A 19,592-nucleotide genomic window follows, 5' to 3' on the forward strand; every position below is an offset into this window, starting at 1 on the left:
CGGAGACTGACACCCATGGACATTCCTGATATCCGCGTCGAGAAGGGCCACGCCGAGCCCGAGGAAGTCGCCGCCATCACGGCGATCCTCCTGGCCCGCGCCGCCGCCCGCCCTGCCGACCCCACCCCCGCGCACCGCGGCCGCGTGAAGGCCGGCTGGCGCCGCCTGGAGCGCGAGCCGGGCTTCCGCGCACCGCACAGCTGGCGCTGAGCAGCTTCAACGCCTTACGGCCCCGTTCTCCTTCTGGAGGACGGGGCCGTGGTGTGTGGTCAGAGGATGGTGAGCTTCACGCCGGGGAAGTCGAGCGCTGCGGGGTCGTCGGGGAGGACGCACTGGTTCAGATGCAGGTGTGTCACGCCGGCCGGGGGGAAGGATCCCGCCTCCATCCAAGCGGCCACGTCGATATGCATGAGAGCCAGGCTTCTCAGCCGGGGCAGCGCGGACAGGGCGTGGACCCCCTGGGGCAGACAGGTCTTCCCGGCCATCAGCCCCAGCCACGTGATGTGTTCGTGCTGGAGCAGAGCGAGGTCGATGGAGGCGTCTAGGTTCAGCAGGCACAGGTAGTCGAGAGTCGGCGGCAGGCTCAGCTCACGGAGGTTCGGCAGGCATTCGGATCCGAGGTAGAGGATGTCCAGCGCCGGGAGTTCACCCAGGACATCGATGTTCTTCAGGGACGCACGGCCGCTCAGCGCCAGCTCGACCAGCGAGGACTGTGTCCCGAGCGGCGACATGTCGACCTCGCCGTGAAGTGCGACCAGGGTGAGTTCCTCCAGCGGGTGCAGCCCGGTGAGGACCGTGAGATCCGTGACGGGGTGGCTGACCCACAGGTTGTCGACGGCGGGCAGGCGCCCAACGGCACGCCACTGCCCCGTGTGGGTGACCGTGACCTTACGGCCCTTGAGCGGCACCCCCGCCAGAACCCGGTCGGCATACGCATCGGCGTCGAAATACCCCCACGCCTCGATGAGCGCGTCGACCACCTCGTCCCGGGTGTCCTGCGCATACCCCGCCAACAGCCCCAGCGCCTCCGCCCCACCGATCAACGCCACCGTCCGCACCGTCTGCGCGGCAGCCTTCTCCGTCAGCTCTCCCAAAGAACTCGGCAGCCTCCGCAGCAGACTCGTCCCCACCGCCGCCAACGCGGGCGGATCCGTCGGCCGACGCGCGGGCAGCAGATGCGACACCGCCTCCTCCAACCGAACGGCCAACCCGTCGGAGACCTCCGGCAGCGTCTCCTGGCAGGAGGCCGCCAGCAGCCGCAGAACACGGGCGTGCCGGGGCTCCCGGTCGGCCCGGTCCAGGATGCCGCCCAGCAGCTCCTCCCGCTGGCGCGCGTTCGCATGGCCCGCCGCCATGATGACCGTCTCCCGCCACAGATCCAGATGCGCCCGCTCGACGAGGTTGCCCATCCGGTCCTCCTCCGCCGCCTCGGCGGAGGCCAGGTACTCCTGGAACGTGCGGTGCACGAAGTCCAGACGGCCCTCGGCGGGGGAGCGGAGGATGCCCGAGCGGTGCCGCAGCTGGTCCAGCACCTGCCCGCCCTCCAGGCCGTCCAGATGCCGCATCGCCCGCAGCTTCCCGCCGACGTGCACCGCGGCCTGCTCCACGGAGATCTCGCTGCGGTTGTTGTCCGACAGCCGCCAGGCCAGGTCCCGCAGGATGACGAGCTTGTCGCTGAGGCTCAGCTTGCTGTCCACCGCGCTCGGCACGTTCCGGTCGGCGTCCCGGTCGTGGACCAGGGTGTGCAGCGCGTTCCGGTACAACTCCATGCGGTCCCGGGGCAGTTGCCGGCCCCGGTTGAGGTGCATGGCGCACAGCATCGCCGCCAGCAGGGGAGTGCCCGCCAGGGACTGGAGGTGCGGGCGGTCCTTCAGGCTGGTCAGCAGGGACTGCTCGTACAGCGGCAGGTCGTCCACGGGACAGGGCAGGTCCTCGCCCAGCTCCCGTACCGCCTGGTGCCACTGCCGGACGAACGCCGCCAGGTCCGGCGGGCTCATGCGGTCCAGGTGCATCGCGGTGAAGTGCTCCCCGCGCAGCCAGTCCGCGCCGGCCGCCGCCGGACGGGAGGTGACGACCACCCGTACCCCGTCGTACGCCACCAGCAGCCTGCGCAGCCAGTCACGGACCGCCCGGCGCTCCCGGTCGAGCAGTTCGTCCACCCCGTCGATCAGCAGCAGCGCCCGGCCCGAGTCGAGCTGCCGCTCCACCCAGCCCTTGGGCATGATGCCGGTGATCGGCCCGGCGATCCCGTCGAGCATCGCGTCCGCATTCGGCGGTGTACGGCCGCTGTACTCCCGCAGCTTGACGAAGACGGGCGTCAGGCCGTTCCAGTCGGACAGCTCCCCGGAGAAGGCACCGCGCGCCGCCGTCACGGCCAGCCAGCGCAGCAGGGTCGTCTTGCCCGAGCCCGCCTCGCCGCGCAGCAGCACCCGCGAGGCACCGCTGAGCCCGGCCTCGACCCGCATCCCGGAGCTGTCGCCCCCGGCCTCCTCCCAGTCGCTCATGTCGGGCCGCAGCCGGGAGAAGGGCCGGGCGGTGCGCCGCCGGGTCCCGTCGTCACCGGTGGCGCGCAGACTCACGTACGCGACCGACAGCCGCACCCGGGGCCCCGCCGCCTGGTCCGACGTACGCCGGAACAGCTCCACCTCGTCCAGGTCCCGGCTGACCAGCTCCAGGTACCGGCGCCGGAACGCCGTGTCCTGGTCCGTGCCGTCCGGCGCGAGCAGGGAGCGGTCCGGCAGCCGCTCCAGGAGCCGGGCCACCTCGGCGCCGAGCGTGGCCGTCCGGGCGAGAAGCTCCGTCGCCGCCCGTTCCTCGAAGACGGGCAGGCTCCGCACGATCCGCACGTAGTACTCGACGCACTCGGCGAACAGCACCTCGTACAGCCGGGACTCCGCCTCGTTCAGCCCCACCGGCGCCGGCACCGACCCGGTGATACGGCGGATCAGCTCAGCGGCGTTGGCATCCGCCGCGAGCACGGCCTCGTCGGAGAGGTCCGCCCGCGCGAACGTGTCGCACACCGCGTCGATCACCGCCTGCCGGCCGGCTTCGTCCAGCCCCCGGAACTCGTGCTCCAGATACGGCTCCAGCCGGTCGAACACCGCGTCCGTGATCTGCCCGAACTGGCGCTCCACGCTCCGGCGCAGCCGCAGTCCCGGCACCCGGACCCGCAGCAGCTCGGCCATCGTCAGATGGCGTTCCTGTTCCCGCCGCCTGCCGCCGAGCCACAGGTCGGCCGCCGTCTTCGCCACAGTCGTGCCCAGCCGTAACGCCGCCGCCTCCGCGCTCATCGCGCCCCCTCCCGAGAAACACCTGCGGCCCCCACTCCTCCCACAGGAGGAACGGGGGCCGCAAGGCGAACGTGCCGATTACCGCAGGCGGGCCATCAGCGCGTGCTCGACGAGCGTGATCAGCGCCGACTTCGCGTCCGCGCGGTGGCGGGCGTCCGTCGTGATGATCGGGGTGTCCGGGCCGATCTGCAGCGCCTCGCGCACCTCGTCCGGCGTGTACGGCTGCTGGCCGTCGAAGCCGTTGAGGGCGATGACGAAGGGCAGGCCCGAGTTCTCGAAGTAGTCGACGGCGGGGAAGCAGTCGGCGAGCCTCCGCGTGTCGACGAGCACGATCGCGCCGATGGCGCCGCGCACCAGGTCGTCCCACATGAACCAGAACCGGTCCTGACCGGGCGTACCGAACAGGTACAGGATCAGGTCCTGGTCCAGGGTGATACGGCCGAAGTCCATGGCGACCGTCGTGGTCGTCTTGTCCCCGGTGTGGGTGAGGTCGTCGATGCCCGCCGAAGCGGACGTCATGACGGCCTCTGTGCGCAGCGGATTGATCTCCGAGACGGCGCCGACGAACGTGGTCTTGCCCACGCCGAAGCCGCCAGCCACCACGATCTTCGCGGACGTGGTGGAGCGGGAAGGCCCTCCGCTAGAGCTTGCGAAGTCCACTGAGCACCCTTTCGAGCAGTGTCACGTCTGGCTGGCCGCCGGCGTTCTCGTCGCCGCCGGGCTGATGGATGGCGACCAGTCCCGCCTCCGCCAAGTCGGCGACGAGGATCCTGGCCACGCCGAGAGGGATCGTGAGGAGCGCCGAGATCTCGGCGACCGACTTGATTTCCCGGCAGAGGTTGCAGATCCGCTGATGCTCGGGCAACTGGCCCTGCATCTGGTGCGGCTGCGCAGTGGTGTGCACCAGCGCCTCGATGGCGAGCTGGTAACGCGGGCGGGTCCGGCCACCGGTCATGGCGTACGGACGCACCAACGGATTGTGATGGTTCGACGCCCCGCCGGGCGCCGGCTCGGGGGTGCGGCGCTGCGGCTGCACGGGCTGGATGCGCGGGGCCGGCGGCTGGTCGTACGGCGACGGGCCGGGGCCCTGTGGCGCGTACGGCTGCCGGTGGCTGGGCGCGGAGGGGAAGTTGTAACGGTTCGGGTTCTGACCACCGTCGCCCTGACCCTGGGCAGGGCCGTACGACCAGTTGCCCGAAGACGAACCGCCTGGGGGTGTTGCCACTTTCTCCTCCTCCGACTGTGCCTGGCACCCATCGCTGTGGAGCCGCGTCCCAAGACCTTACGGCCATGGGACGCCAAAACGCACCGTCCGTCTGTTAGTTGAGCAGGCTCCCCTGGAGCTCCGCACGAAGGTCCGGGGTCAGGACCGTACCGGCTCGGTCCACGAGCAGCGCCATCTCGTACCCGATGAGACCGATGTCCGCCTCCGGATGTGCGAGAACCGCGAGCGACGAGCCGTCGGAGATGGACATGATGAAGAGGAATCCCCGCTCCATCTCCACAACCGTCTGGTTCACGCTGCCGCCCTCGAAGATCCGGGAGGCGCCTGCCGTCAGAGACGTCAGACCGGAGGCGACGGCCGCGAGCTGGTCGGCGCGGTCGCGGGGAAAGCCTTCGGACATCGCCAGAAGGAGTCCGTCGGCGGAGACCACCACCGTGTGGGACACCCCCGGGGTGTTGTCCACGAAGTTGGTGATCAACCAGTTCAGGTTCTGTGCCGCCTGGCTCATCGGGCTCACACTAACGCTCCTGGTTGTAGGTGCTGTCAGGACCGAAGCCCTGGCCGTTCGTTTCACTGCCTGCGTTGCGGCCGCGTTGGACACCGCGACGCAGGTTGCTCAGCCTGCCCCGGACGTCCTCCGGGGCGCGGGAGACCTGTGGGCCTCCCTGGGGAGTGCTCTCGGCGGAACCCTCGATCAGGTTGGCCTTGGGTACCCGCCTCGGCAGGCCGGAGGAGGTGACCCCGCCCGCCTTGGGCTTCCGGAGCTGCGAGGCCTGCTGCCACCGCTCGTCGTTGGCCGAGCGCCAGTCGCTGTCGCCGTTGCTCTCCTGAGTGGAGGCCGGCGGCTCCTGGCTCGCGTGCCGTGCGCCACCTGTGCCGTTCGCACCGCTCGCGGTGGATCCGCGGCGGGGAAGCCCGGCGTCGGTCAGCGCATGGGCGGCGGAGGGGGCCGGTCCCGGACGGTCGAAGCCTACGCGGTCCTGCTCACTCGCGTCAGCGGCCTGCGCAGATTCCGTTTCCGGAGCCTGAGCAGGGTACTGGTTCGGGTAGCCGTTCTGGTAGCCGTCCTGCTGCGGCCAGTCGTCCTGGTAGCGCCGCTGCTCGAAGGCGGGGAAGTTGTCGGGCACACCCGCACCCGGCGCCGCGGGCTCCTCCTGGGCCGGCTCCGCATAGGAGGGCTCCGGGTAGCCGCCGTTCGGCGAGAAGGCGTCGTTCTGCGGCAGGCCGCCGTTCGGCGCGTAGTACTGCTCCTCGTACGACTGGCGCTGCTGCTCCTCGTACGTCTGCTGCTGCTCGCCGTACGACGCCTGCTGCTGCTCCTCGTACGGCGCCTGGCGGTCGTACGCGGAGGGCTGCTGCCCGGGGTAGCCGCTCTGGCCGGTGTCGTAGGCCTGGCCGGTGTCGTAGCCCTGCTGCCCGTTGTACTCGTCGGAGTACGCCTCGGCGGACTCCTGGGCGTTCTGCTGCCCGGGCAGGGCGGGCTGCTGGTGCGCCTGGGCCTCCAGGGCCGCCCGGCGCTCCTCGCGCATCAGGGAGCGGCCGACGGGGTCCAGCTCGCGTATGTCGTCGGGGACGTCCGCGTACCGGCTGTCGTCGAAGCCGAGCTCCGCCGCCGTGCGCATGGGCTGCTGGTTGAAGTTCTCGCCGCCGAAGTTCTGCTCCGGGATGATCTGCGAGACGGTGAACTCGTCGCGGTCCACGTGCTGCTCGCCGCCACCGCCGTGGGTGATCGCGTCGGGCAGCATGACCAGCGAGGTCGTACCGGCCTGCTCGCCGGAGGGGCGCAGCTGGACACGGATGCCGTGCCGGTCGGACAGCCGGCCGACCACGAACAGGCCCATGCGCTGGGAGATCGCGGCGTCCACGGTCGGCGGGTTGGCCAGCTTGTGGTTGATGTCCGCGAAGTCCTCGGCGGTCAGGCCGATGCCCTTGTCGTGGATCTCGATCATGACCCGGCCGTCGGGGAGACGGGTGGCGGTCACACGGACCTTGGTCTGCGGCGAGGAGAACGTCGTGGCGTTCTCCAGCAGCTCGGCGAGCAGGTGCACGAGGTCGGTCACGGCCCGGCCGTGGATCTCGGCCTCCGGCACGCCCGACAGCTCGATGCGCTCGTACTGCTCCACCTCGGAGGAGGCGGCGCGCAGCACGTCGACCAGCGGCACCGGCTGGTCCCAGCGGCGGCCGGGCTCCTCGCCGGCGAGGACGAGGAGGTTCTCGCCGTTGCGGCGCATACGGGTCGCGAGGTGGTCCAGCTTGAAGAGGTTCTCCAGCTGGTCCGGGTCGGCCTCGTTGTTCTCCAGGTCGGTGATCAGGGTCAGCTGGCCCTCGATCAGCGACTGGTTGCGGCGCGAGAGGTTGGTGAAGATCGCGTTGATGTTGCCCCGCAGCAGGGCCTGCTCGGCGGCGAGCCGGACGGCCTCGCGGTGGACCTGGTCGAAGGCGCGGGCGACCTCGCCGATCTCGTCCGTGGTGGTGATCGGGATGGCCTGGACGCGGGTGTCGACGCGGCCGGGGTCGGTGCGGGACAGCTGGTCGACCAGCATCGGCAGGCGCTGCTCGGCGATGCCGAAGGCGGCGTTGCGCAGCTGGCGCATCGAGCGGCTCATCTGGCGGGCGACCGCACCGGCCAGGATGAAGGCGAGGAGCAGGGCGACCACGACGGCGGCACCGGTGATGATGGCGTCGCGCTTGGCGTCGTCGGCGATGTCCGAGGCCTCGTTCACCGCGGTGTCGGCCAGTTCCGTCTCGATCTTGTTGTACGCGTTGAACTTCAGCGTGGTGACCGCCCACCAGTTCTGCGCGGTGATGCCCTCCTGGGCTAGGTCGGCGCGCTCGCTCGGGTCCGTGGACGGCAGCGCCGCGAGCCTCGCGATCATCGTGGTGGGGTTGGCGGGCGGCGGAACGTAGTCCGGGTCCTTGGCCTTGGCCTCCGCGGCCATCTTCGCGCCCTCGGCCTTGATCTGCTTCTCGGCCGCCGTCAGCTTGGCGTTGTCCGCCTCGGTGCCGCCGCTCTGGTACTCCTGGATGGCGATGCGCTCCAGGTAGGCGTACGAGGACAGGGCGATGCGCTGGCTGGCCAGGTTGCCGCCGTCCGGACCGGGCTTGATCAGCATGTGCATGCCGATGGAGCGCTGGAGGGAGAGCGCGCCCTTGGTCAGCGAGATGGCGTAGACGGTACGGCCGTAGCTGGTGATGTTGCCGGTGCCCAGGCCGAGCTCGTTGGCGAACTCCAGCAGCCTGTGCTCGGTCTCGACGTAGCCCTCTTCGGTCTGCACGCCCTTGAGCTGGCTGGTGTAGGCGGCCGCACGCAGCTGCGCCAGCTGCGGCTCCACCTCGCGGAAGCGCTCCAGGCGCCGCACCAGGTTGGGCCGGTCGGGCATGTTCTTGACGGCCTCGTCGAAGGCGTCGGCCGCCTTGTCGGTGTTCGCGCGGGCCTTCACGACCGTCGGGTCCTTCGCGCCCTTGCCCTGGAGCAGGGGCGCGGCGGTCACGTCGCGCTCCACCAGCAGTTCGTTGCCGTAGGCCAGTGCGGCCCGCACCAGGCGCGCGGTGTTCTCCGCGTCCTCGGCCTCCTGCCAGGTGTCGATCGAGCTCTTCACCTGGAAGCCGCCCATGACCAGGCCGACCAGCACGGGTATGAGCAGGATCGCGTTGAGCCTGGTCGCCACGCGCCAGTTGCGCGGGGAGAGACGGCCGCCGCTCGGAGCGGGTGCGGCCGTCGGCTCCGAACCGGGCACGGGGGCGGGCGCCGCTGTGCGCGGCGGCGGGGTGAAGTTGCCCCGGGCCGACGGCTCGGGACTGTTCTTGCTTCGCCTCACTCGACCAACAACCTCTCGGCGGTCGGCACCAACGTTGTGCCGCAGTGTCTCAGAGCCCAACACGCCATCGACGGACGAGGACGCCATTGACTATTGGGCAGTTCAGGCATTCCAGCACGTCGACCTGCGCTCTTCCAAACAGTCCGGGGCCGGGATTCCGAGTGGTGTAAGCCCCAGATAAAACGGTCATAAAGAGCGAGCCCCGCCAAAAGGCGGGGCGATTGTGCGCGCAGCGAGACCGGATGTGCGCGACGCGTGGCCGTACCACCAGATTCCTCTGCCGAAACGTTATGAACACCTTGGCCGACCGTGTCAAAGGACACAGTCGGCTCCGGAGTATCTACGACAACTGCCGTATGGCGCTTCTGAATTGGGTGCTACCTCAGCCGTGCCATCAAAGCGTGCTCGACCAGCGTGATCAGGGCACTCTTCGCGTCGGCCCGATGCCGGGCGTCGGTGGTGATGATCGGGGTGTCGGGGCCGATCTGCAGCGCCTCGCGGACCTCGTCCGGCGCGTACGGCTGCTGGCCGTCGAAGCCGTTGAGGGCGATGACGAACGGCAGGCCGCTGTTCTCGAAGTAGTCGACGGCCGGGAAGCAGTCGGCCAGGCGGCGGGTGTCCACCAGGACCACCGCGCCGATGGCGCCGCGCACCAGGTCGTCCCACATGAACCAGAAGCGGTCCTGACCGGGCGTACCGAACAGGTACAGGATCAGGTCCTGGTCCAGGGTGATACGGCCGAAGTCCATGGCCACCGTGGTGGTGGTCTTGTCCCCGGTGTGGGTCAGGTCGTCGATGCCCGCGCTGGCGGAGGTCATCACGGCCTCCGTGCGCAGCGGGTTGATCTCCGAGACGGCGCCGACGAACGTGGTCTTGCCCACGCCGAAGCCGCCCGCCACCACGATCTTCGCTGACGTGGTGGAACGACCCGCGTCAGAGCTTGCGAAGTCCACTGAGCACCCTTTCGAGCAGTGTCACGTCCGGTGCACCGGTGGCCTCGTCGCCGCCCGGCTGGTGGATCGCGACGAGACCGGCCTCCGCGAGGTCGGCGACCAGGATCCGGGCCACCCCCAGTGGCATGTTGAGCAGGGCCGAGACCTCGGCCACCGACTTCACCTCACGGCAGAGGTGGCAGATGCGCTGGTGCTCGGGCAGCAGCCCCATGAGCGCGGCGGGGTCCGCGGTCGTACTGATCAGTGCCTCGATGGCCAGCTGATAGCGCGGCCGGGTCCGGCCGCCGGTCATGGCATACGGCCGTACCAGCGGCTGGTCGCCCTCGTCCTCGTACGGCTCCGCGTACGGATCATGAGAGGCGGTGGGCGGGGTCATGAGTCCTCCGGGCGGGACAGCAAGTCGGTCGGTCGAGCCGTCTGACGAGCCCTGTGTGGGGTGTGTGGCGGCCGGACGGTGATGTGGTGAGACGGGTGGTGCCGGGGCCGATCAATGGAGCAGACTGCCTTGGAGCTCAGCCCGCAGGTCGGGGGTCAGGACCGCGCCCGCGCGGTCGACCAGGAGCGCCATCTCGTAGCCGACCAGGCCGATGTCGCACTCGGGGTGGGCGAGGACCGCGAGGGAAGAGCCGTCCGAGACGGACATCAGGAAAAGGAACCCTCGCTCCATCTCCACGACCGTCTGCGCCACCTCACCGCCCTCGAAGATCCGGGAGGCGCCCGCCGTCAGGGACGTCAGGCCCGAGGCGACGGCCGCGAGCTGGTCCGCGCGGTCGCGTGGGAAGCCCTCCGACATCGCCAGGAGGAGACCGTCGGCGGACACGACGACGGTGTGGGACACCCCGGGGGTGTTGTCCACGAAGTTGGTGATCAACCAGTTGAGGTTCTGTGCCGCCTGGCTCATCGGGCTCAACTAACGCTCCTGCTGGTGAGTGGGTCGTGGGAAGCTGCCGGTCTGGGTGGAGCCGGCCTGTCGACCCTGTGCGATACCCCGACGGAGATTGGTCAGCCGGCCGCGCACGTCATCGGGGGCGCGCGAGACCTGAGGACCGCTCTGGTGCGATTGCTGCTGAGCCATGCCCGGAACGAGGTTCGCCCGGGGCACCCGGCGAGGCAGGCCGGAGGTGGTGACACCGCCCGCGGCGGGCTGCCGGACGCGCTCGGCCTGGCGGACGAGGTCGTCGTTCGGCGAGGTACGCCAGCCGGCGGGGGCGGACCGCTGGGGACCGGTGGGCCCCTGCGGCTGCTGCGGGGCCGGAGCCGAGCCGCTGCTCTGCGGCTCCTGCTGCTCCTGCTGGCCGTGGAACCAGTTGGTCTCCAGCGTGTCGTACAGCGGCGTACGGCCGTCGCCCGGGCCGGACGCCGGCGGCAGGGCCTCGGGCTCCTGCCGGACGGGCCGTGCCTGCGGGGCGGGCGGACGCGGGGCGCCGAAGTCGGACCCGCCCCGGGCGCCGCCCGCCTGCGGCCGCTGGAACTGGCCCGTGCCCGCCGGGTCGGCCGGGGTGGCCGGACCCGGGAGGGTGGGCCGGCCGGAACCGTTGTCGTGGCGGGGCGCCGGGTACTGGCCGGTGGAGTTGTCGTCCTGGCGGGGTGCCGGGTACTGGCCCGTGGAGCCGTTGTCGTAGGACGGCGAGCCCTGCGGCGCCGGGTACTGGCCGGTCGTCGACGAGGCGTCGCGGCGGCCGCTCGGGGCGCCGAAGACGTCCGGGCGGACGAACGGGCCCTGGGGGCCGTTGGCGCCCGGGGCGCCGAACGGGTCCGCGGTCTGGGGGCCGCCGAAGTCGGCCGGCGAGCCGGGGCCCTGCCGGTCGTCGTCGCGGGGCACGACCGGGATCTCCGCCGTCGAGCCCGGGCCCTGGCGATCGTCGATCCGCGGCAGGGCCGACGTACGGGAGACGTCCGGCTCCTCATGACCGCGCGGGGCGTCCAGCGAGGCGCGCGGCACCGGCGGCTGGGCGTTCTCGTCGCTCCAGCTCGGCACGCGCGGCTGCGAGTCGCCGCCGGGCAGCTCGGCCCGCGGGCCACCGCGCGGCGGCAGCTGCGGCCGACGGCCCTGGCCCTGCTCGGCGTTGCCGCCCTGCTGACGGCCGCGGCCGCCGCCGTAGGAGTCCTGGCCCTGCGGCCCGTTGGTGCCCGCGGCCTGAAGGCCCTGCGGGGCACCCGGAGCCTGCCCGAACCCGGCGCCCGCCGGAGCCGGGCGGCCCTGCGAGGGACCACCCTGTTCGAAGGAGGAGTTGCCGGGACCCTGCTGTCCGCGCGCTCCGCCCGGCGCTCCCGGACGGCCACCGTCCCCGTCCCGGCCGGGCAGCGCGGCCCGCGGGCCCTGGCCCGGACCGAGCCGGCCCCCGCCGGACGCGCCGCCGCCGAAGGCACCGCCACCGGACGGACCGGCCCCGAGGGCGCCGCCGCCCTGGCCGGCACCGGCGGCCCGCCGGGCCGCGGCCGCACCGGCGGCGGCCTGCGCGGCGGCCGGACCGCCACCGCCGACCTGCGGCTGACCGCCCTGCTTGGGCTGGGGCTTCTTGCCGCCCTGGGCGACATCGACGGGCAGCATGACCAGCGCGGTCGTACCACCGGAGTCGGACGGGCGGAGCTGGATGCGGATGCCGTGGCGCTGGGACAGCCGACCGACCACGAACAGGCCCATGCGGCGGGAGACGGAGACGTCCACCGTCGGGGGAGAGGCGAGCCGCTCGTTGATCGCCGCCAGGTCCTCCGGCGACAGGCCGATACCGGTGTCGTGGATCTCGATCAGCACCCGGCCGTCGGGCAGCGCGTGACCGGTGACCTTGACCTTGGTCTGCGGGGAGGAGAACGAGGTCGCGTTCTCCAGCAGCTCGGCGAGCAGGTGCACGAGGTCGTTGACCACGCGGCCGGCCACCTCGGTGGTCGGCACGGAGGCCAGCTCGATGCGCTCGTACTGCTCCACCTCGGACGCGGCGGCGCGCAGCACGTCGACCAGCGGGACCGGGCGGGTCCACCGGCGGCCGGGCTCCTCACCCGCGAGGACGAGGAGGTTCTCACCGTTACGGCGCATACGCGTCGCGAGGTGGTCGAGCTTGAACAGCGAGGACAGCTGGTCCGGGTCGGCCTCGCGGGACTCCAGTTCGGAGATGAGCGACAGCTGGCGCTGGATCAGGCCCTGGGAGCGGCGCGAGAGGTTGGTGAACATCGCGTTGACGTTGCCCCGCAGCAGGGCCTGCTCGGCGGCGAGGCGGACCGCCTCGCGGTGCACGTCGTCGAAGGCCGCGGCCACCCGGCCGATCTCGTCCCGGGAGTGCACGCCGACCGACTCCACGGAGGTGTCGACGTCCTGCGGGTCGGACTCGGACAGCTGCTTGACCAGCTCGGGCAGCCGGTCGGAGGCGACCTTGGTCGCGGTCTCCTCCAGGCGGCGCAGCGAGCGGATCATGGAGCGGGCCACGACGAAGGCGCCGACCAGCGAGACACCGAGCACGAGCAGGATCAGCGCACCGGAGATGATCGCGTCGCGCTCGGTGGCGCTGCGCAGCTCGCGGGCCTTCTGCTCCATCTCCTCGAGCAGCGTGTGCTCGATGTTCTTCATCTGCTGGATCTTGGTGGAGCTGTCGTCCAGCCAGTCGCGGTAGGACCGCTTGTCCTGCTGCGCGAGTCCGCTCGCGGAGACCAGGGCGCGACCCGCGTAGGTGTCGGTCGCCTTGATCGTGGAGTTGCCGCCGTCCTCGATCGGCTTCAGCAGCTCGGCGGCGGCGTCCTCGCCGTAGATGCTCTTGAAGCTGCGGATCTCGGACTTCTGGCTCTCCAGGGCCGACTGGGCGTAGAGCCGGTCGTTCGGGGAGAGCCTGCCGGTCGTGGTGTTGCTCGCGGGCAGCGCCGCGGCGAGGGCCGCGCGCTGGATCGAGGAGTACTCCTTGGCGGAGGAGAACGCGGCCAGCGCACGGGTGCGCTGGATCATGTCCGGGTTGCTGGTCGCCTCGGCCATGTCCTGGGAGAGGTCGATCAGGTTCTCGATCAGACGGTGGTACGCCTCGATCGTCTGCGTGGAGTTGCCCTCGGAGGCGTAGGCGCTCTTGCGGATCTGCGCCAGGTCGCCCAGCTCGCCGGCGAGCTGGATCAGGTACTCGCGGACGCCCTTGAGGTTGCCGTCCTTGCTGGCGCTGTCGATCTCCTCGGACGAGTCGAGGAAGTTCTTCATCGCCCGGTCGGTCTTCTCGCGCAGGCCCTTGACCGTGAAGTCGGTCGGCTTGCCGCCGTGCGCGAGCGGGCCGGCCGACTGGTCGCGCTCCTCCTGGAGCGCGGCGGACAGCTCGGTGGCCTGCTTGGTCATGTCCGTCAGCAGCTTCATGTTGTCGAGCTGCTGGATGTCGTCCATGGACTGGTTGATACGCAGTGCGCCCAGCGAGGTGGCGGCGACCACCGGGAGCGCGAGCAGCGAGACCAGTCGGGTGGAGATGCGCCAGTTGCGCAGGGCTATTCGCGGGCCGGGGCCGGAAGGGCCCGCCGGCGGCTTCAGGGGCGGGGCCGGGCTCGCGGACCCCGAGGGGGCCGACGCACCGGGGCGCCCGGAGCGCTCACCGCCGTCGCCGGCCGGGCCCGGGTTCTGGGCGTGCTGGGGCGAGGGACCTCGGTCGGTCCCGCCGTGCGGCTCCGGCTCCGCCGAAGCGCTGCCATCCCTCTTGAAACGTCCCTGCACTAGCGTCGCAACCTCTGGACCAGGCACCCCGTCGTAGGAACGGCGGAGCACGGTGTCGGCGTTCTGGGGACGCCCTGAGTACGCCCCCGTGGTGGTCGTGGGTGACCGGCGCTGGCTCCCCCTTCTCGCCGCCACTCGGCGCGTCTGTGCGCCCCCTGTGCGCCGGCTCGATCCTGCGGCGGTCCGTGAGATTCCAGCACAGCACAGGATCTCCAACAAGGCCCGTAGGCCAGGCCGTGACATAGGTGACACCACGTGAGGGGCGGATCACCGGACGTAGAAAGCGAGTTCGTCCATTTCGGACGTATGCCCGCGAGTCGTCGAGCCGTGACGGGTGTCCCAGTCGCCATGATCAGGAGCGGAATGAGGGCTTCAGTGGGCCAATGTCCGTTTCGTTGGGGCTACTCGCGAGTCCGGATTGGTCGATTTGCCCTCTGATTCGTGAGAAAACTCACATGCTGATCATGTGCTCACGGCAACTGCGCCGGGAATCCCATGTTTAGCCTGACGCTTTACAGAGATGGCAAAATCGACAACCCGCGCCCCCCGCGGGGGTCTCGCACCCTCCGGGCGCCCGTCACAGGACAGGGTCAAGTAAACAGTGAAGACGACGACGATGTTCCACAAGATCGCCAACCCGCGACGCACGACGCTGGCGCACCTGGACGACGCCGACGAACTGCAGACGCCGGAACAGCCGGAGCACCGCGTCGAACTCCCCGCACAGACCGCCAACCCCAAGCGCACCATCCTCACCGAGGTCCCCGTCGCGGCCGCCGCTGCCGCCGAGTGACACCAGGGAGTACGCGCGCCGGCCGCCGGATGCTCACGGCGGCAGGATACGAACTTCGAGGGGCGCTCCCCACGACGGGGGCGCCCCTTCATCATGCGCGCGGCGCGGGCACCTCCCCGCGTTAGCCTGGAGCGTCAGACTCCAGCCGCTTCAGTCAAGGGGCCAAGCATCCCGTGCGCATCGCCAGATTCTCCATCGACGGGAACGTCGCCTTCGGCGCCATCGAGGGCGAGAAGCAGGACGAACTCGTCCTGGACATCATCAAGGGCATCCCGTTCGCGGACTTCGAGCTCTCCGGTACGAAGGTCCCGGTCAGCAAGGTCAGGCTGCTGCCCCCGGTGCTCCCCAACAAGGTCGTGGCCTTCGGCCGCAACTACGCCGAGCACGCGAAGGAACTGGGCAACGAGGTACCCGACGCCCCCTTCGCCTTCTTCAAGCCCTCCACCTCGGTGATCGGCCCCGGCGACGAGATCCAGTACCCCTCCTTCTCCGCGGAGGTGCACCACGAGGCCGAGCTGGCCGTGGTCATCGGCCGGATGTGCCGCGAGGTCCCGCGCGAGCGCGTCAAGGACGTCATCTTCGGCTACACCTGCGCCAACGACATCACCGCCCGCGACGTCCAGAAGCGCGAGAAGCAGTGGGCCCGGGCCAAGGGCTTCGACACCTCCTGCCCGCTCGGCCCCTGGGTGGAGACCGACCTGGACCCCTCGGACCTGACCATCCAGCTCACGGTCAACGGCCAGCAGCGCCAGCTCGGGCGGACCAGCGAGATGATCCACTCCATCGAGGATCTGATCGTCAACATCTCCGAGGCCATGACGCTGCTCCCCGGCGACGTGATCCTCACGGGCACCCCGGCTGGGGTCGGCCCCCTGAACGTCGGCGACGAGGTCGCCGTCACCATCGAAGGCATCGGCACTCTCACCAACAAGGTTGTCAAGCGTGGCTAGCGCACCCGGCTCCCCCGTACGCGTCCGTTTCTGCCCCTCGCCCACCGGTAACCCCCACGTGGGCCTGGTGCGCACCGCCCTGTTCAACTGGGCGTTCGCCAAGCACCACCAGGGCACCCTGGTCTTCCGCATCGAGGACACCGACGCGGCCCGCGACTCCGAGGAGTCGTACACCCAGCTGCTCGACTCGATGCGCTGGCTGGGCTTCGACTGGGACGAGGGCCCCGAGGTCGGCGGCCCGCACGCGCCGTACCGCCAGTCGCAGCGCATGGACCTGTACAAGGACGTCGCGGCCAAGCTGCTCGACGCCGGCCACGCCTACCACTGCTACTGCTCCCAGGAGGAGCTGGACACCCGCCGCGAGGCCGCCCGCGCCGCCGGCAAGCCCTCCGGCTACGACGGCCACTGCCGCGAGCTGACCGACGCCCAGGTCGCCGAGTACAAGGCCCAGGGCCGGGAGCCGATCGTCCGCTTCCGCATGCCCGACGAGACGATCACCTTCACCGACCTGGTCCGCGGCGAGCTGACCTTCACCCCGGAGAACGTCCCGGACTACGGCATCGTCCGCGCCAACGGCGCCCCGCTCTACACGCTGGTCAACCCGGTCGACGACGCCCTGATGGAGATCACCCACGTCCTGCGCGGCGAGGACCTGCTCTCCTCCACCCCCCGCCAGATCGCCCTGTACAAGGCGCTGATCGAGCTGGGCATCGCCAAGGGCATCCCGCAGTTCGGCCACCTGCCGTACGTGATGGGCGAGGGCAACAAGAAGCTCTCCAAGCGCGACCCGCAGTCGTCCCTCAACCTCTACCGGGAGCGCGGCTTCCTCCCCGAGGGCCTGCTCAACTACCTCTCCCTGCTCGGCTGGTCCCTCTCGGCCGACCAGGACGTCTTCACGATGGACGAGATGGTCGCGGCCTTCGACATCGCGGACGTCAACCCCAACCCGGCCCGCTTCGACCTGAAGAAGTGCGAGGCCATCAACGGCGACCACATCCGCCTGCTGGACGTGAAGGACTTCACCGAGCGCTGCCGCCCCTGGCTCCAGGCGCCGTTCGCCCCCTGGGCCCCGGAGGCCTTCGACGAGGTGAAGTGGCAGGCCGTCGCCCCGCACGCGCAGACCCGCCTGAAGGTGCTCTCCGAGATCACCGACAACGTCGACTTCCTGTTCCTGCCGGAGCCGGTGGCGGACGAGGCCAGCTGGGCGAAGGCCATGAAGGAGGGCTCGGACGCCCTGCTGCGCACGGCCCGCGAGAAGCTGGAGGCGGCCGACTGGACCTCCGCCGAGTCGCTCAAGGAGGCCGTCCTGGCCGCCGGTGAGGCCCACGGCCTCAAGCTCGGCAAGGCCCAGGCCCCCGTCCGTGTCGCCGTCACCGGCCGCACGGTCGGCCTGCCGCTCTTCGAGTCCCTGGAGGTCCTGGGCAAGGAGAAGACGCTGGCACGGATCGACGCGGCGCTGGCGAAGCTGGCCGCGTAACGCTCGGCACCTCATACGGCGAGGGCGGCGTCCGGTTCGGGCGCCGCCCTCGCCGTGTCCGCCCAGCCGTCACCCGGAATTCACCGTTCCGGTCAACTCCCGTCCCCGGGAGAGACGTTGGATGCCCCCTGAGCACACCGTAGGCGTGTGCGCCCTGATACCGGGGGAGGGAACATGAGCCGTTCACGAAGACTTGTCCACGCGGCCGTCGGCGGGGTGGTGGCCCTGTCCTGCACCGTACTGACCGCACCCGCGCAGGCGGCGCCCGAGGCCGACGCGCCGGCCGGCACGGTGCGGCTCGTCACCGAGAAGCGCGTGACCGTCGACTACCCGTGGGCCGGCGCGTCCGGCTTCCAGTACCGGCCGGGGACCAGTTCGGTCACCACGGTGGACTACCCCGACGTGGCCCCGCCCGCCCACGCCGGCCCGGACGACCTGACCACCGGCACCGACGTCCTGAACACCCGCGACGGCCAGACCGTCACCCAGCGGCACCGCTCCACGGGCGTCACCGCCACCGTCACGATCCCCTCCGGCCAGGCCTACCGGGCCGCCGTCGGCTGGAGCGTGCTGACCATGGACGGCACCGGTGCCCTGCACGTGCTGCGCGCCGCCGCCGACGGCACCACCGCCGACACCCCCGTCACCGGCTTCCCCACGGGCGCCCGGCCCACCGCGTACCGCACCGGCGGCTCGGTCGGCCGCCTCGCGATCGTCTCCGTACTGGACGACAAGACGTCCGTCGGTCTGGTCAACCTCGCCGACGGCGCCTTCCGCACGTACGTCACCAGCGAGACCGCGACCCCGGAACTCGCCTTCAACGACCGCTGGCTCGTCGCCGACTGGAAGGCGATCCGGGTGGACACCGAACCCGGCACCGAGCCCACCCAGCTCACCAGGGCCGGCGCCCAGCCCGAAGCCGTCGTCGGCGACCAACTCCTCATCGGCAACCCGGACTTCGTCCAGGCCGGCACCGACGCCGCGCTGGCCGCCCGCAACCTCGCCACCGGCGCCACGAGCACCGTCCTCACCTCGTCGTTCGGCGGAATCGGACCGACCTTGGACGGCGGCGCCCTGGCCACCACCGGCCCCTCCAGCCTCGACTGGAACATCCACCGGATCACCCTCACCGACAGCGGCGGCCTCACCACCACCAAGGTGGCCCAGGTCCCCGCCGCGGCGGTCGGCGTGCAGGGACTGGCCGTCGCCGGCGGCGAGTTGTTCCTCTACGGAGCGACGCCCGGCGCCTCGCTCCGCTACAGCAGCTTCCAGCTGGACGCCACCGGCCGGCCCGCCGGCCCCCAGACCCGCCGCAGCCCGGGCCTGAGCCCCTCCACCTGCCTCACCGGCGACGCCGCCTGCCCCCAGCTGGAGGCCCTGGGCGACGGCCGGGTCGGCTACCTGTGGACCAGCGACACGGGCCAGGAATCCGTCCTCAACGTCGGCCTCGACACCAGCACCATCGTCAACGAGCCCACGGACGGTGACTCGGGCGGCCGCGTCGCCGGCAGCACCGGCCGCTACGTGCTCTACAACGGCGGCTCCGGCAAGCAGCGGGTCGTGGACTTCCCGCGCGGCGCGACGAACGGCGAGACCACCCTCACCCGCGACCGCACCGCCGCCGCCGTCTGGGGCCAGACCCTGTGGACCCCGGGCAGCACCCAGGGCGCGGTCACCGGCCGCAACCTCAAGACCGGCACGACCACCACGATCGCCACCGGCGCCCCCTGCACCCCCACCGACATCCAGGCCGTCAACACCTGGCTGTACTGGTCCTGCGGCGGCACCGCGGGCGTCTACGACCGCGCCACCCACCGCAAGATCACGGTCCCGGCCGACCTCGGCCCGGCCCGCCTCGCCGACGGCTTCCTGCTCCGCGAGAACCGCACCACCCACGAGCTGCTGCTCACCGACTTCCACACCGGCACCGCGACCACCCGCACCCTGGTCAGGCTGCCGGCCACGGACCAGAACACCGGCGGCAGCAACGGCCGCTGGGCCGTCGACCGCTTCGGCGGCCACATCGCTTACCTCAACGGCACCTACGGCGAGGTGTCGATCGTCCCCAGCGGCGTCCCCACCTCGCCCCTCGCGCAGATGGAGGCCCAGGTCTACTCGCCGTCCGTGATCGGCAAGTCGTTCCCCTGGGCACCGGTGTGGCAGCTGAACAAGCCCTCCACCTGGACCCTCACCCTCACCAACGCCTTCGGCACCGTCGTCCGCACCCTGACCGGCGCCTCCACCGGAGCCGCCGTACGCCCCGCCTGGGACGGCACCACCGACAACGGCGGACCCGCGGGCGGCACCTACACCTGGAAGCTCACCGCCCACCCCCGCGACGACCAGGGCCCGGACCTCACGCTCTCCGGCACCATGACCCTGGGCTGAGAACCGGTCGCGCTGGGTACGGTCGGACC

The 19,592-nt window shown here is 71.1% G+C and carries 14 protein-coding genes; 5 read left to right on the plus strand and 9 right to left on the minus strand.

Features of this window, described 5'->3' with window-relative positions:
- The first annotated feature begins 15 nt into the window (after positions 1 to 15).
- The gene (locus tag IE255_RS29190) at positions 16 to 210 is read left to right on the plus strand and encodes an acyl-CoA carboxylase subunit epsilon (RefSeq protein ID WP_190053393.1); all 195 of its coding nucleotides are present in this window, start codon (positions 16 to 18) and stop codon (positions 208 to 210) included.
- 59 nt (positions 211 to 269) lie between these two features.
- Here the strand turns inward: IE255_RS29190 and IE255_RS29195 are convergent, their stop codons facing one another.
- From IE255_RS29195 to IE255_RS29235, 9 genes are all read right to left on the minus strand, one after another.
- Entirely contained in the window at positions 270 to 3,290 is a 3,021-nt protein-coding gene (locus IE255_RS29195; RefSeq protein ID WP_190053394.1) for an NACHT domain-containing protein, read from the minus strand.
- Positions 3,291 to 3,368: 78 nt separating this feature from the next.
- Positions 3,369 to 3,950, minus strand: coding sequence for a GTP-binding protein (locus IE255_RS29200; RefSeq protein WP_014675207.1), 582 nt, complete (start codon positions 3,948 to 3,950; stop codon positions 3,369 to 3,371).
- Positions 3,931 to 4,515: a DUF742 domain-containing protein gene (locus tag IE255_RS29205; RefSeq protein WP_190053395.1), complete on the minus strand. Its 585-nt coding sequence runs from the start codon at positions 4,513 to 4,515 to the stop codon at positions 3,931 to 3,933. The genes IE255_RS29200 and IE255_RS29205 overlap by 20 nt, the downstream gene beginning before the upstream one ends.
- Positions 4,516 to 4,609: 94 nt before the next feature.
- Entirely contained in the window at positions 4,610 to 5,023 is a 414-nt protein-coding gene (locus IE255_RS29210) for a roadblock/LC7 domain-containing protein (protein WP_004983065.1), read from the minus strand.
- A gap of 10 nt (positions 5,024 to 5,033) precedes the next feature.
- Positions 5,034 to 8,333 carry a nitrate- and nitrite sensing domain-containing protein gene (locus tag IE255_RS29215; protein WP_190053396.1) on the minus strand — a complete coding sequence of 1,100 codons (3,300 nt, stop codon included), beginning with the start codon at positions 8,331 to 8,333 and terminating at the stop codon, positions 5,034 to 5,036.
- 377 nt (positions 8,334 to 8,710) lie between these two features.
- Positions 8,711 to 9,286 carry a GTP-binding protein gene (locus IE255_RS29220; protein ID WP_190053397.1) on the minus strand — a complete coding sequence of 192 codons (576 nt, stop codon included), beginning with the start codon at positions 9,284 to 9,286 and terminating at the stop codon, positions 8,711 to 8,713.
- Positions 9,267 to 9,662, minus strand: coding sequence for a DUF742 domain-containing protein (locus IE255_RS29225; protein ID WP_031121441.1), 396 nt, complete (start codon positions 9,660 to 9,662; stop codon positions 9,267 to 9,269). Before IE255_RS29225 ends, IE255_RS29220 begins: the two co-directional genes overlap by 20 nt.
- Before the next feature lie 111 nt (positions 9,663 to 9,773).
- Entirely contained in the window at positions 9,774 to 10,187 is a 414-nt protein-coding gene (locus IE255_RS29230) for a roadblock/LC7 domain-containing protein (protein WP_030851929.1), read from the minus strand.
- 9 nt (positions 10,188 to 10,196) lie between these two features.
- Positions 10,197 to 13,955: a sensor histidine kinase gene (locus tag IE255_RS29235; protein WP_190053398.1), complete on the minus strand. Its 3,759-nt coding sequence runs from the start codon at positions 13,953 to 13,955 to the stop codon at positions 10,197 to 10,199.
- Positions 13,956 to 14,556: 601 nt separating this feature from the next.
- Here IE255_RS29235 and IE255_RS29240 point away from each other — a divergent pair.
- The 4 genes from IE255_RS29240 to IE255_RS29255 all read left to right on the plus strand — a co-directional run bounded on the left by IE255_RS29240 (position 14,557) and on the right by IE255_RS29255 (position 19,563).
- Positions 14,557 to 14,748 (plus strand): hypothetical protein, encoded by a 192-nt coding sequence (locus tag IE255_RS29240; RefSeq protein WP_190053554.1) that lies wholly within the window; start codon positions 14,557 to 14,559, stop codon positions 14,746 to 14,748.
- A 173-nt stretch (positions 14,749 to 14,921) separates the two neighbouring features.
- Positions 14,922 to 15,698, plus strand: coding sequence for a fumarylacetoacetate hydrolase family protein (locus tag IE255_RS29245; protein WP_190053399.1), 777 nt, complete (start codon positions 14,922 to 14,924; stop codon positions 15,696 to 15,698).
- Entirely contained in the window at positions 15,691 to 17,175 is a 1,485-nt protein-coding gene (gltX, locus tag IE255_RS29250; protein WP_190053400.1) for a glutamate--tRNA ligase, read from the plus strand. The genes IE255_RS29245 and gltX overlap by 8 nt, the downstream gene beginning before the upstream one ends.
- A gap of 174 nt (positions 17,176 to 17,349) precedes the next feature.
- Positions 17,350 to 19,563 (plus strand): T9SS type B sorting domain-containing protein, encoded by a 2,214-nt coding sequence (locus tag IE255_RS29255; protein WP_190053401.1) that lies wholly within the window; start codon positions 17,350 to 17,352, stop codon positions 19,561 to 19,563.
- Positions 19,564 to 19,592: the final 29 nt, after the last annotated feature.

Origin of the sequence: Streptomyces lomondensis (assembly GCF_014651035.1) — a bacterium.
In the GTDB taxonomy this organism is placed as follows: domain Bacteria; phylum Actinomycetota; class Actinomycetes; order Streptomycetales; family Streptomycetaceae; genus Streptomyces; species Streptomyces lomondensis.

Excerpts from the sequence above, each read along its gene's own strand:
- IE255_RS29225 (WP_031121441.1), bottom strand. The coding sequence starts at position 9,662 with ATGACCCCGCCCACCGCCTCTCATGATCCGTACGCGGAGCCGTACGAG.
- IE255_RS29190 (WP_190053393.1), top strand. The coding sequence starts at position 16 with ATGGACATTCCTGATATCCGCGTCGAGAAGGGCCACGCCGAGCCCGAG.
- IE255_RS29230 (WP_030851929.1), bottom strand. The coding sequence starts at position 10,187 with ATGAGCCAGGCGGCACAGAACCTCAACTGGTTGATCACCAACTTCGTG.
- IE255_RS29210 (WP_004983065.1), bottom strand. The coding sequence starts at position 5,023 with ATGAGCCAGGCGGCACAGAACCTGAACTGGTTGATCACCAACTTCGTG.
- IE255_RS29195 (WP_190053394.1), bottom strand. The coding sequence starts at position 3,290 with ATGAGCGCGGAGGCGGCGGCGTTACGGCTGGGCACGACTGTGGCGAAG.
- IE255_RS29255 (WP_190053401.1), top strand. The coding sequence starts at position 17,350 with ATGAGCCGTTCACGAAGACTTGTCCACGCGGCCGTCGGCGGGGTGGTG.